General features: G+C 57.9%; 11 protein-coding genes and 2 pseudogenes. 5 read left to right on the top strand and 8 right to left on the bottom strand.

The window, feature by feature from the left end; all coding sequences use genetic code 11:
* The first annotated feature begins 112 nt into the window (after window positions 1-112).
* Entirely contained in the window at window positions 113-610 is a 498-nt protein-coding gene (locus AACY52_RS15430) for a C40 family peptidase (RefSeq protein ID WP_339415693.1), read from the top strand.
* A 5-nt stretch (window positions 611-615) separates the two neighbouring features.
* Here AACY52_RS15430 and AACY52_RS15435 read toward each other — a convergent pair whose 3' ends face one another.
* Together AACY52_RS15435 and AACY52_RS15440 are read right to left on the bottom strand one after the other, a co-directional pair.
* Complete coding sequence (locus AACY52_RS15435; RefSeq protein ID WP_307387336.1) at window positions 616-1248, bottom strand: TetR family transcriptional regulator; 633 nt, start codon at window positions 1246-1248, stop codon at window positions 616-618.
* Between the two features lie 151 nt (window positions 1249-1399).
* Complete coding sequence (locus tag AACY52_RS15440) at window positions 1400-1801, bottom strand: hypothetical protein (protein ID WP_339415700.1); 402 nt, start codon at window positions 1799-1801, stop codon at window positions 1400-1402.
* A gap of 359 nt (window positions 1802-2160) precedes the next feature.
* Between AACY52_RS15440 and AACY52_RS15445 the strand changes: the two genes are divergently transcribed.
* Window positions 2161-4230 carry an AsmA family protein gene (locus tag AACY52_RS15445; RefSeq protein ID WP_339415701.1) on the top strand — a complete coding sequence of 690 codons (2070 nt, stop codon included), beginning with the start codon at window positions 2161-2163 and terminating at the stop codon, window positions 4228-4230.
* Between the two features lie 86 nt (window positions 4231-4316).
* Here AACY52_RS15445 and AACY52_RS32245 read toward each other — a convergent pair whose 3' ends face one another.
* From AACY52_RS32245 to AACY52_RS32260, 4 genes and pseudogenes are all read right to left on the bottom strand, one after another.
* A complete protein-coding gene (locus tag AACY52_RS32245; RefSeq protein WP_370467830.1) occupies window positions 4317-4754 on the bottom strand; it encodes a methyl-accepting chemotaxis protein in 438 nt (145 codons plus the stop codon).
* Window positions 4755-4853: 99 nt separating this feature from the next.
* Window positions 4854-5630, bottom strand: a pseudogene (locus AACY52_RS32250) (PAS domain-containing protein); the annotation flags it as partial.
* 71 nt (window positions 5631-5701) lie between these two features.
* Entirely contained in the window at window positions 5702-6760 is a 1059-nt protein-coding gene (locus AACY52_RS32255) for a methyl-accepting chemotaxis protein (RefSeq protein WP_370468028.1), read from the bottom strand.
* Between the two features lie 69 nt (window positions 6761-6829).
* Window positions 6830-7342: pseudogene (locus AACY52_RS32260) on the bottom strand (MCP four helix bundle domain-containing protein); the annotation flags it as partial.
* A gap of 264 nt (window positions 7343-7606) precedes the next feature.
* Here AACY52_RS32260 and AACY52_RS15460 point away from each other — a divergent pair.
* Together AACY52_RS15460 and AACY52_RS15465 are read left to right on the top strand one after the other, a co-directional pair.
* Window positions 7607-8080, top strand: a complete 474-nt coding sequence (locus tag AACY52_RS15460; RefSeq protein ID WP_339415705.1) for a DUF393 domain-containing protein — start codon at window positions 7607-7609, stop codon at window positions 8078-8080.
* Window positions 8067-9605, top strand: a complete 1539-nt coding sequence (locus AACY52_RS15465; protein ID WP_339415831.1) for a cryptochrome/photolyase family protein — start codon at window positions 8067-8069, stop codon at window positions 9603-9605. Before AACY52_RS15460 ends, AACY52_RS15465 begins: the two co-directional genes overlap by 14 nt.
* 93 nt (window positions 9606-9698) lie before the next feature.
* On the opposite strand, the gene AACY52_RS15470 is transcribed toward AACY52_RS15465, so the two are convergent.
* Window positions 9699-10229, bottom strand: coding sequence for a bacterioferritin (locus AACY52_RS15470; protein WP_065874325.1), 531 nt, complete (start codon window positions 10227-10229; stop codon window positions 9699-9701).
* Window positions 10230-10405: 176 nt separating this feature from the next.
* On the opposite strand from AACY52_RS15470, the gene AACY52_RS15475 reads away from it, so the two are divergent.
* Complete coding sequence (locus tag AACY52_RS15475; RefSeq protein WP_339415706.1) at window positions 10406-11296, top strand: triacylglycerol lipase; 891 nt, start codon at window positions 10406-10408, stop codon at window positions 11294-11296.
* Window positions 11297-11315: 19 nt separating this feature from the next.
* Here AACY52_RS15475 and AACY52_RS15480 read toward each other — a convergent pair whose 3' ends face one another.
* A complete protein-coding gene (locus tag AACY52_RS15480) occupies window positions 11316-12191 on the bottom strand; it encodes a DMT family transporter (RefSeq protein ID WP_339415708.1) in 876 nt (291 codons plus the stop codon).
* Between the last annotated feature and the right edge of the window lie 69 nt (window positions 12192-12260).

Below are 12260 nucleotides of genomic sequence, written 5' to 3' on the forward strand. Positions count from 1 at the left end.
CGCGATGGGCGTTTTCAGATTTTCCCTACAGGGCATGAGGATTCGGCATTCATCCGGTTACCTGCGAGATCATTAGTCTGTGCGCCGTGTTTACTCCACTGCGACGTTCATCATGTTCAAGTCATTTTGTTGCCTGGTTATTGTCAGTCTGTCTTTCGCCCTTTCATCGGCTTCGGCCAATCTGAAAGGCCATCCCCCTTTCAGCGCTTCACACAAAAAAGCGACTATCGACGATGTGGTCGACCGCGCCCACGAACTGCTGGGTACGCCTTACAAATGGGGTGGCACCTCGGCAGAGCAGGGCTTCGATTGCAGCAGCCTGCTGGTGTATCTGTTCAAGACTCAAGCCAACATCCGAATACCGCGCACCACAACGGCAATGCAACGTTCGACGGCTGCGACGGTCAAGCGCAACGCGCTCCAGCCCGGCGACGCGGTGTTTTTCAGAGGAAACGGAAGCGGCCAGGTCAGCCATGTGGGCCTTTATATAGGCGAGGGTAAATTTATCCATTCACCGCGCAGCGGCAAAAACATCCGTATCGATTCACTGAGCAACCGCTATTGGAACAAGCACTACACCATGGCCAAGCGTTTCCATTCGGCAGGCTGATTGCGTTATTCGGTGCTGCCCAGGCCTTGCCAGTGCTTCAAACCGATAAAGATAAAGCGCAATTGTTGTGTGATTTTCGCCTGCGGCGTGAGGTGGGCGGGCAGGGCTTGGGCTGGCGGGTCGATGATGTCGGGAAGGGTGGCGAACACACTTTTGACGATCAGGTCGGCCATCACGTGCAAGCCTTCGGCGTCCAGGTGCTGCAGTTTGGGCATGAAGGTGAGGTCAGCCGCCAGGTCGCGAGTGATGTCTTCGCGCAACGCCGCGATGGCTTGGCGCACGGCCAGGCAGCCGCCGTATTGCTCGCGGGCCAGGAACAGGAATTGCGAACGGTTGGCCGAAACCACATCGAGAAAGATCCGCACGGAGGCATCGATAATGCCGCCCATCACGAATTCGTTGTGGCGCACCAGGCGGATCGTAGCGCGAAAGGTCTGGCCGACCTCACTCACCAACACAAGCCCAAGCTGGTCCATATCGGCAAAGTGGCGATAAAAACCGGTGGGCACGATGCCAGCTGTCTTCGCCACTTCGCGCAGGCTCAGGCTGCCAAACCCACGGCCACATTCCATCAGATGGCGGGCTGCGTCCATCAAGGCGAGGCGGGTCTGTTGCTTCTGTTCGGCGCGGGGCAGCATGGGCGGGCAGACTTTGTTGGCAAGTACAGCGACGCACTCTAGCAAAACAGCTTTGCCGGCGTCGAACTTGGCGCGGGAAGTACGTGACGCGATCTACAGGAAAGCAAAAGCCCGATCGACAGATCGGGCTTTTTTCTGGGCCACCACAGGGTTAGCTCTGTGCTTGATGCAGTTCTTGCAAACGGTCAGCACCGCCTTCAACCAGGCCTTTCTGTTCCAGGCGATCACGGCCACCTTCGGCGACAGCATTACGTTCCAGCAGGCGATCAGCACCACCTTCAACCAGGCCTTTCTCTTCCAGGCGGTCGCGGCCGTTTTCGGTCAGGCCTTCGGTGTAAGCGCGTTTGTTGGCTTGCTCCGAACCATTTTCAGCAACAGCGCCTTTGGCGTAGTCACGGTTCTCTTCTTCTTGCGAGCCGCTGCGAGCGACGGTCTGGCTGAAATGAACGGCATCGGCTTTGACTTGTGGGGTGGCCTGTTCAACGGCTGGCAGGGCAAAGGCACTGGAAGCCAGGATGGATAACAGGACGGTAGCGAGTACTTGGCGTTTCATGATGGGTTGCTCCTTGGGAGGGCGATAAAGTGGGTACAGGGCTAATGCTACTCTCGATAAGTCGATATAAAAGTTCATAAACGCAATGGTAATAATCAACAGAATTGATTGTTCTGAGCGGAGGCTCTAGGCCGGGCCTCTCAAGCCCGCGGTTTTGCACCGGTGTGGGTATTTTCGACACGCCCGTGGGTAACAATGGTGCGCTGTCGTAGGTGGATTCTGTCGAAGTGGTCAGAAATTGATGTTTTTCCCGGCAAGTGACCGATTGGGTTAAACCCCCAGACGGTTTGCCAGTCGTAGTCGTATAAGCTGTCCATAAAGGCTGTGAACCAGCCAGTCGTATTCAGGAGTCCCGTGCAATGACGCGCACTCGTAAAATCGTCGCTTGGAGTTGCGCCAGCGTCGTTCTGTTAATTGCCGGGGTGGTATTGGTTCTGGTGTTCTTTGACTGGAACCGCATCAAGCCGCCCCTCAATGCCAAGGTTTCCGAAGAGCTGCATCGACCTTTTGCCATCAACGGCAACCTCGCGGTGGTGTGGGCACGTGAGCCCGATGAAGGCGGTTGGCGCGCCTGGGTGCCGTGGCCCCATGTGATTGCCGAAGACCTGACCCTGGGTAACCCCGACTGGTCGAAAACCCCGCAGATGGTCACGCTTAAAAAGGTCGAACTGCGCATTTCGCCGCTGGCGTTGCTGGTGCAGCGCGTGGTGATCCCGCGCATTGACCTCACTGAGCCGAGTGCGCAATTGCAGCGCCTGGCCGACGGCCGCGCCAACTGGACCTTCAAGTTCGACCCTAAGGACCCGAACGCCGAACCCTCCAACTGGGTGGTGGACATTGGCGCCATCGGCTTCGACAAGGGCCACGTGACCCTCGACGACCAGACCCTCAAGACCCAGCTGGATGTCATCATCGACCCGCTGGGCAAACCCGTGCCCTTTGGTGAAATCGTCGGCGACGCCGATGCCAAGAAGGCTTTGGAAAAAGGCTCGGCGCCGCAGGACTATGCGTTCGGCCTCAAGGTCAAAGGCCAGTACCACGGCCAGAAACTCGACGGCACCGGAAAGATCGGCGGCCTGCTGGCGTTGCAAGACGCGGCCAAGCCGTTTCCTTTGCAGGCTCAAGTCAAGATTGCGGACACCAGCATCGCCCTGGCCGGCACCCTCACGGATCCGCTGAATCTGGGGGCCCTGGACCTGCGCCTGAAACTCGCAGGTTCCAGCCTGGGCAACCTCTACCCACTGACCGGCGTGACCTTGCCGGATTCGCCGGCCTATTCCACCGATGGCCATCTGATCGCCAAGCTGCACGAAGCCAACGGCGCGTCGTTCCGCTACGAAAACTTCAACGGCAAGATCGGTAACAGCGATATTCACGGCAGCCTTGGCTACGTTGCCAGCCAGCCGCGCCCCAAACTCAGCGGCGCGTTGGTGTCCAACCAACTGCTGATGACCGACCTCGCCCCCCTGATCGGCGCCGACTCGAATGCCAAGCAAAAAGCCCGTGGCGGCGATAGCAAACAACCCGCGACCAAAGTGCTGCCGGTGGAAGAGTTCCGCACTGAGCGCTGGCGTGTCATGGATGCCGATGTGGCGTTCACCGGCAAGCGCATCGTGCACAGTGCCGATCTACCCTTCACCGACCTCTACACCCATTTGGTGCTCAATGACGGCGAACTGAGCCTGGAGCCCCTGCGTTTCGGCGTGGCCGGCGGCAAGCTGGATGCACAGATTCGCCTGAACGGGCGCACCGCACCGATGGAAGGTCGTGCCAAACTGACTGCGCGTAACTTCAAGCTCAAGCAGCTGTTCCCGACATTCGAACCGATGAAAACCAGCTTTGGTGAACTCAACGGCGACGCCGACATTTCCGGTCGCGGCAACTCCGTGGCGGCATTGCTGGGCACCTCCAACGGTGACCTGAAGATGCTGATCAACGACGGCGCCATCAGCCGGGGCCTGATGGAAATCGCCGGGCTCAACGTGGGCAACTACGTGGTGGGCCGATTGTTTGGCGACAAGGAAGTGAAGATCAATTGCGCCGCGGCGGACTTCGGCATCAAGACTGGCCTGGCGACGACGCGGTTGTTTGTGTTTGATACCGAGAACGCCATTATCTATATCGATGGCACGGCGAACATGGCCACGGAGCAACTGGACTTGACCATCAACCCCGAATCGAAAGGTTTTCGACTGTTCTCCCTGCGTTCACCGCTGTACGTCAACGGGCCGTTTATCAAGCCGAATGCCGGTGTGAAAGCCATTCCTCTGGCGCTGCGTGGCGCGGGCATGGTGGCGCTGGGTGTGATCGCGGGGCCTGCGGCCGGTTTGCTGGCACTGATCGCACCCAGCGCCGACGCGCCTAACCAGTGCGCACCTTTGCTGCAACAGATGCGCGAAGGCAAAGCACCGAAAACAGTCAAAGGGTGATTGCTGAAAATCACCCGCTTGCCCATTAATCAAACGATGTGTCGCAACAGCGCTAGCGAACATTCTGCGCCAGCGCTGTTGCGACCCTAGGCAACCTGGGTCGCAAACCTGCCCACCGCATCGACCACTCGTTTGGCGCCATCCTGAATCTCAACAATGACGTGGCCAGCCTGGGTGGCGAGTTCAAGGCCTTGCTCTGCTTGGGATTTGCTGTTTGCCATCTCGGCGACGGTCTCATCCACCAGCTTCTGGTTCTGCAAGACAACCGATGCAATTTCTTCGGTAGCCGTGCTGGTGCGCCCAGCCAATTGCCGAACTTCATCCGCCACGACCGCAAAACCGCGCCCCTGCTCACCTGCGCGCGCAGCTTCAATCGCAGCGTTCAATGCCAGCAAGTTGGTTTGCTGGGCAATACTACTGATCGTCTGAATGATCGAGCTGATCAACAATGACTGCTTGCCGAGCGCTTCAACGCCGCCAGAGGCCGCCTGCATATCAACAGCGACTTTGCGCATGGTGTGCATCGTGTCGTTCACCACGACGGCGCCGCGCTGAGCCGTCACGTCAGTCTGCTGGGAGATTTCAAATGCAGTTTGGGCGGCTTCACTGACGGCTTGTTCACGGGCCACTTGGTCGGTGACAACCGTCGCAAACTTAACGACCTTGCAGAGTGTGCCTTCGGTGTCGTACACCGGGTTATAAGTCGCCTCCAGCCATACAGTCTGACCGCGACTGTCAATTCGTTCGAAGCGGCCAGCAACAAATTCACCCTTGTTCAACGTTGACCAAAAATCCTTGTAGTTCTGCGACGAGATTTCTTCTGGCTTGCAGAAAATACGGTGGTGACTGCCTTTCGCTTGGCTCAAGTTGTAGCCCATGGCTTTTAAGAACTGATCATTCGCGGTGAGCACATGCCCGGATAGATCGAACTCGATCACCGCCGTCGAACGCAGCAGCGCGTCAATGAACGAGGCGTTTTCCGAGGCTTTTTCTACGCGGGACGTAATGTTGGTCGCATAGCAAGCGATATGACTTAACAGGCCAGTCGCATCGGTTATCGGCTGCCAATGAGCATGAATCCACACTAACGAACCGTCAGCATGCAGGTAACGGTATTCGTCAGAGATCGATTTACCTGCGGCGATGGCGGCTCGAAAGTTGTGAAAGCACGGCAGCTTGGAGACGTACTGGGGGACGATATCGGCCATGGCACGGCCCAGAAGCTGATTCTGGGTATAGCCCAAGGCCTGTGCGAAGTTGTCGTTGCAGGCGGTAATTTTAAATGTCGAATCGATACTCAACGTCAGCATTTCATGGCTGAGTCCATCACGCAGTTGTCGCAGCTGCGCCAGCTCGGCTGTCTGAGATTGAAGCTGGTTCTTGATTTTGGTATTGAACATGGGGAAACCGCCTGTTGGGTCTTGATAAGGCTATCGGCAAAGTCAGCAGCTTGTTGAGTCCTTTGTGACGCCTAAGCAGCGCTGAAAAACGCAACTTTCGCAGTAAGGCGATCCGCCAACTGCGCGAGTGCCATGCTCGCCGTTGCCACTTGGCGTGAGCCGGTGGCGGACTGCACGGTGGAGCCGTGAATACGGTTGATGTTTTGCGCCACGTCTTCGGCCACGCTGTTCTGCTGCGAGGAGGCACTGGCGATTTGGGCGTTCATGTCGCTGATCGCACCCACCTGCTCGCTGATCTTGGCTAACGCACTCTGCGCCCTGCGGGTTTGCACCACGGTTTGGCTTGCCAGCTCGCAGCTGTCACGCATGGTTCGCGAGGCGGTTTCAGTGCCCACTTGCAGCGTGCTGATCATCTCCCGAATTTCCTCGGTCGACCGCTGAGTCCGGTTGGCCAGCGAGCGCACCTCATCGGCGACTACCGCAAACCCGCGCCCATGTTCTCCAGCCCGCGCAGCCTCAATGGCGGCGTTCAGGGCCAGCAAGTTGGTTTGCGCAGCGATGGCGTTGATAACATCGATCACTGACTCGATCTTTTCGCTGTGTTTGGACACCTGGTTCACGGTGCCTGTGGTCTGCTCCAGCGTGACGGCCAGTTGTTCGATGGCCTGTGTGGTGCTAGCCACCAATCGATTGCCGCTTTCCACTTCTATATCAGCCAACCGGGACGCCTCAGCTGCCTGCGCGGCATACCCTGAGACTTCATTCACCGTTGCCGCCATTTGCGTGATGGCGGTGGCCACCTGCTCGGCTTCACGGGTTTGCAGGCTGATCTGGTCATTGTTGGCCGATGAGGTGGCAGACAATTGAGTCGACGAGTGATTGACCTCTTGGGCCGCCCTGCGCACTTGCTGGATAGTCTCTGCCAGGTGGCTAAGTGCGTCTTTTAATACGCCCATCACGCTATTGGGGTACTTCGTGGCAATCGTCTGATTCAGATCACCCGCAGCCAACCGCGCGATGGCTAATGCAACTTCCGTAGGCTCTGCGCCCAGCGTGGAGTTGACGAAGCGAATAATCACCGCCGACAACATAATGCTCAACAACAGGGCAATGCCGGTCGCGATGATCATCAGCGTACTGAACTGGCTGGCAGTGGCTTGCACCGCGCCAAGCTTCGCCTTGATCGACGCCTCTTCATAGTCGATCAGCGCATTCACGCGCTTGAGCCACTCGCTGTATTCCAAAGACGTTTGACGCATCAGCAGCGCTTGGGCTCCCGGAATATCGCCCGCTTGGCGCAGGGAGATTATCGCCTGGGTAGATGTCAGGGTTTGTTGTTCGATGGCCTTGATGGCGCTCAGCAATCGAACCTCTTCGGCGGTCACGCTGGTGCCTTTGAACAGCTGGTCCATAGGGGCCGCCGAGTCGGAGTAGGCCTTTTCCAGGGCTCGAATCTCATCCAAGTGTTTTTCCAGGTCCGCTTTGTTCGCCACCAGCACCGCATCCCGGATCGCAATGGCACGGTTATGCACGCTGCCACGGAAATTGATTGCGTAGCGCTGTACCTTCGCGGCGTTTTCGCTGACGTCGCCCAACGTGGAATCAATAAACGCCACGCGCTGAATGCCGATGGCAGTGATCACTACGAGAAGCGCCAGTATGGCCGCGAAGCTCAGCCCTATACGTGTGGCCAACGAAAGCGTTTTCTTCATGGCTAGCTCGGAAATTCGCCCTGCACTGGGCTGAGTTGATGCGAGTGGCACTATTAGCCACTCACGTTGAGTTCATTGACGATACGTCGACGCAATAGGGTCCATCCAGTTAGCAATACTCACTGCATTGATAGCTATGTGCTATCAGGCTAGGCCGCCGAGCTGGCTCCATCAAAAAACTAAATTCGCAGCGGTGTGGGTGCCCGTTGTCAGCGATGGATTTTGAGCATATCGTGCTATAAAACTTATACAGGAAGCGACTCATTGTACAAGAATTCGCGGTGGCCACTGACGCTTTATTTTGAGGGCGAGTGCCCACTTTGCGCTCGAGAAATCAAGCTTCTGAGTGCGCGCGCTACACCCGAACGCCTTCTATTTGTGGATATCAGCGATGCTGCCTTCGACGCCAACGCGCTGGGGTTCACGCGTGCACAAATGGAGGCATCACTGCACGCCAGGTTTGACGATGGAACCTGGGTCACCGGGCTGGACGCTACGCTCTGGAGCTGGCGAGCAGCGGGGCTCGGTATCTGGGCAGCACCGTTATCGTGGCGGTTGACCCGGCCATTTTTTAACGTGGGTTATCGTCTTTTTTGCCGCTGGCGTCCGCATTTGGCCTGGCTGCCTCATCCGGATGGCAGCGTTCGCTGTCGCAGTGGGCGCTGTGCAGTGCCAGCCCCCCAACCCCCCCCTGGCAGCCGGACGCCGCCGGTCAGAGTTATTGATGAAGAACGCTAACCGTTTGTGCCTGATCTTGGGTGATCAGCTATCGTTCGATCTCGCCTCATTGCAGGGCTTGGATGCCCAAAGCGATACCGTGCTGCTTGTCGAGGTGATGGAGGAAGCCAGCCATGTCCCTCATCATCCGCAAAAAATCACCCTGATCTTCAGCGCCATGCGCCATTTCGCCGAGGCGCTGCAGCAGCGGGGCGTTCGCGTGCAGTACGTTGCGCTCGATGATCCAGACAACACGGGGTCAGTGCCGAGCGAGTTACAGCGGTGGCAGGCGCTGATGCAAGCAGACGAAATACACATCACCGAATGCGGCGACTGGCGCTTGGAGCAATCGCTCAGGGACTGTGGCTTAGGCATAACGTGGCATTGCGACAGTCGTTTTCTCTGCACACGCACCGAGTTCTCCAATTGGGCACACGGCAAAAAGCAGCTGCGCATGGAATTCTTCTACAGAGAAATGCGGCGCAAGAGTGGATTGTTGCTCAAGGGTGATGGCAGCCCGGTCGGAGGTGCCTGGAACTTTGATGCAGAAAACCGCAAGGCGCTACCGAAGGGGGTTAGGCCTCCCTCACCCGCCCGATTTGCGCCCGACCCGATCACCCAGGAAGTGATGGCGTTGGTGGGCAAACATTTCGCCAGTCACTACGGCTCCCTCGACGCATTCGACTACCCGGTCACCCACGCCGACGCCCAGGCCCTGTGGGAATACTTTCTCGACTGGGGCTTGGCAGCCTTCGGCGACTATCAAGACGCCATGGCCAGCGACGAGCCTTTTCTGTTTCATGCCCGTATCAGCGCTGCGCTGAATATTGGCCTGCTCGATCTGCGTCAGTTGTGCGGCGATGTGGCGTCAGCCTACGAGTCGGGCAGCATTGCACTTAACGCTGCCGAAGGCTTTATTCGACAACTGATCGGCTGGCGAGAATATGTCCGAGGCGTCTACTGGCTGAAGATGCCTGACTATGCCGATGGCAATGTGTTCGGCAACACACGCTCGCTTCCAGCGTTCTACTGGACAGGCGAGACACAGATGAACTGCATGCGCCAAGCAATCAGCCAAAGCCTTGAGCATGCCTACGCTCACCATATCCAGCGGCTGATGGTCACCGGCAATTTCGCTCTGCTCGCCGGCATCGCACCGAGTCAGATTTGCGAATGGTACTTGGCCATCTACATGGACGCCTTCGACTGGGTGGAATTGCCCAATACCTTAGGCATGGTGATGCACGCCGATGGCGGTTACCTGGGCTCCAAACCCTATTGCGCAAGTGGCCAATACATCAAGCGGATGTCCGACTATTGCCGGGGCTGCGCCTACAAGGTGAGCGAAAGCACCACCGACGATGCTTGCCCTTTCAACGCGCTGTATTGGCACTTTCTGATGCGTCACGGTGACCGCTTACGCGGCAATCAACGCATGAGCATGATTTATAAAAATCTCGACCGTATGGCTGAATCCAAACAGCAGGCACTTTGGCAGCGTGGCCAGTGGTTGCTAGACACATTGGACGCCGGTGAGTCATTTTGAAAAAAACCAACGCTGACTCACCGCCGCCCACACAGACAAAAAGGGCGCGCTGGTTATCCAGCGCGCCCTTTTTGGTATTCCGGTTTTTTGGTATTACAGGCTTTCGAGAATATCCGCCATGTCGTCGGCGTGCTCTTCTTCCTGGGCCAGGATCTCCTCGAAGAGACGGCGCGTGGTCGGATCTTTGTCACCGATGTACTGGATGATTTCACGGTAGCTGTCCACCGCGATCCGTTCGGCCACCAGGTCTTCGTAGACCATTTCCTTCAAGCTGTTACCTGCCACGTATTGAGCGTGGGAGTTTTTCGACAGCAGATCCGGGTTGAACTCCGGTTCGCCGCCCAACTGCACGATGCGCTCGGCGAGTTTGTCGGCGTGCTCGGCTTCCTGAGTGGCGTGCTCGAGGAATTCTTCTGCGGCTACATGGGCTTTGACGCCGCTGGCCATGAAGTAATGGCGCTTGTAGCGCAGTACGCAGACCAATTCAGTGGCGAGCGAGCCGTTGAGCAAGCGGATGATTTCTTCGCGGTCGGCGTCGTAGCCTTCGGTCACGGCACCGTTTTCGACGTTCTGGCGGGCGCGTTGGCGCAGGGTTGCTACGTCAGTCAAGTTTGCTTCAGTCATCTCAATCTCCTGGTGCTAATCCGGTTTTACGCCACGCTCTACCGGCGTGATCGCTCCACGTTGTGAGTGTTGGCTGAAGCAAAAAGTTTTATCGAATTTACCCTGGGCTTCATCTACATGACTTGAGGTTGGCCTACGCTGCAGGGCAACTGCGCATTTTCGAGGCCGTTCGCACCATGCCGAAGTCGTTAGCCACGTGTTACCCGTTGGTGCTAGTACCCGGCATGCTCGGTTTTGTGCGCCTGGGACTGTTTCCCTATTGGTACGGCATTGTTCCTGCACTACGCGCGGGGGGCGCCCAAGTGTATCCAGTGCAGGTGGCGCCGCTCGATTCCAGCGAAGTGCGCGGCGAGCAATTGCTGGTGCAGATCGAGCGCATCCGCCGCGAAACCGGAGCCGCCAAGGTCAACCTGATCGGCCACAGCCAGGGCTCGCTCACCGCGCGATATGCGGCGGCCAAGCGACCGGAGTGGGTGGCGTCGGTGACGTCGGTGGCTGGGCCTAATCATGGTTCGGAGCTGGCCGACCATATCCACACCCATTATCCCGTCGACGGCGCCAAGGGCCGGATCATGAGCGCGCTGTTTCACCTGGTTGCCTGGGTGATGGGCGTGCTGGAAACCGGCTATCGCGGTCCGCGCTTCAAGACGGATCTGCAGGCGTCCCATAGGTCCCTGACCAGCGCGGGTGTGGCGCTGTTCAATCAGCAATATCCACAAGGATTGCCCGAGACCTGGGGCGGGCAGGGCGCCGAAGAGGTCAATGGGGTGCGCTATTACTCGTGGTCCGGCACCTTGCAGCCGGGCATCACTGACCGTGGTCGTAACCTGTTCGACGGTACGCACCGCAGTTGCCGTTTGTTCGCCCGCAGCTTTGTGCGGGAAAAGGGTCAGTGCGATGGCATGGTAGGGCGCTATAGCTCACACCTGGGGTTGGTGATCGGTGATGACTACCCCTTGGACCATTTCGATATCGTCAACCAATCGCTGGGCCTAGTGGGAAAGGGGGCCGAGCCTATTCGGTTGTTTGTCGAGCATGCACAAAGGCTCAAGGCTGCTGGGGTGTAGCTGTGAGAGCAGGCTGTGTTCAGGCATTACTGACGGGGGTAGTCCATCGCTCCGACAAAATCACCCCGCCCAACGTCAGCAAACCGCCCACCAAGTGGTACAGCGCCAACTTTTCCTTCAACACCGCCGCCGCAATCAGCGCGGTGATCAACGGCAGCAGGTTGAAAAACAGCGTGGTGCGGCTCGGGCCCAAGGTCTTCACTGAATGCATCCACGCCAGCGGCGCCAGCATCGAGGCCAGCAGGCACGCATACAGCACCAGTGGAATATTCGCCCAGCCAAGGCCGGCTTTTGCCGAGAACAGGAACAGCGGAAACAGCACCACCACGGCCACCAGCACCTGCAAATACAGCAACACCAAGGGTGGCAAGCGCAGTTGCCATTTTTTCAGCAGGGTGCTGTAGACCGCGTAGGCCAGGGTGGCGACCAGCATCATGCCGTCACCCAGGTTGACCCCGTGTTGCAGCAGTACGCCCAGGCTGCCCGCCGACACCACCACGACTACGCCGGCAAACGACAGCACAGCACCGGTCAGTGCGCCGTAGGTCAGGCGCTGGCCAAGGCTGATGATGGCCGCCGTCAGTGCCATCAACGGCATCAGCGACAGGATAATGCCCATGTTGGTGGCGCTGGTCAGCGTAGCGGCGTAATACGCCAGGCTCTGGTACACCGCCATGCCCAGCACGCCGAGGATGAAGATCTTGCCCAGGTTCGGGCGGATCAACGGCCATTTGGCAATCACCGGCTTGAGCATGAACGGCGTAAACAGCAGCGCGGCCAGCAACCAGCGGTAAAAACCGATTTCAGCGGGAAAGATCGAACCCACCGCCAGTTTGTTGACCACGGTGTTGCCGGCCCAGATAAAAATGGCCAGCAGGGGATAAGCGTATTGCATCGAAAGAAACCAGGCGTGTTGATGAGGCAGGATTATCCCTTGTCTGGATTGAAGCTTATACTTCGATCC

It is taken from the genome of Pseudomonas sp. EA_65y_Pfl1_P113 (assembly GCF_963970525.1).
Taxonomy (GTDB): Bacteria; Pseudomonadota; Gammaproteobacteria; order Pseudomonadales; family Pseudomonadaceae; genus Aquipseudomonas; species Aquipseudomonas tritici.

Excerpts from the sequence above, each read along its gene's own strand:
- AACY52_RS15430 (WP_339415693.1), top strand. The coding sequence starts at position 113 with ATGTTCAAGTCATTTTGTTGCCTGGTTATTGTCAGTCTGTCTTTCGCC.
- AACY52_RS15435 (WP_307387336.1), bottom strand. The coding sequence starts at position 1,248 with ATGCTGCCCCGCGCCGAACAGAAGCAACAGACCCGCCTCGCCTTGATG.
- AACY52_RS15440 (WP_339415700.1), bottom strand. The coding sequence starts at position 1,801 with ATGAAACGCCAAGTACTCGCTACCGTCCTGTTATCCATCCTGGCTTCC.
- AACY52_RS15445 (WP_339415701.1), top strand. The coding sequence starts at position 2,161 with ATGACGCGCACTCGTAAAATCGTCGCTTGGAGTTGCGCCAGCGTCGTT.
- AACY52_RS32245 (WP_370467830.1), bottom strand. The coding sequence starts at position 4,754 with ATGCACACCATGCGCAAAGTCGCTGTTGATATGCAGGCGGCCTCTGGC.
- AACY52_RS32255 (WP_370468028.1), bottom strand. The coding sequence starts at position 6,760 with ATGATCATCGCGACCGGCATTGCCCTGTTGTTGAGCATTATGTTGTCG.
- AACY52_RS15465 (WP_339415831.1), top strand. The coding sequence starts at position 8,067 with ATGAAGAACGCTAACCGTTTGTGCCTGATCTTGGGTGATCAGCTATCG.
- AACY52_RS15470 (WP_065874325.1), bottom strand. The coding sequence starts at position 10,229 with ATGACTGAAGCAAACTTGACTGACGTAGCAACCCTGCGCCAACGCGCC.
- AACY52_RS15475 (WP_339415706.1), top strand. The coding sequence starts at position 10,406 with ATGCCGAAGTCGTTAGCCACGTGTTACCCGTTGGTGCTAGTACCCGGC.
- AACY52_RS15480 (WP_339415708.1), bottom strand. The coding sequence starts at position 12,191 with ATGCAATACGCTTATCCCCTGCTGGCCATTTTTATCTGGGCCGGCAAC.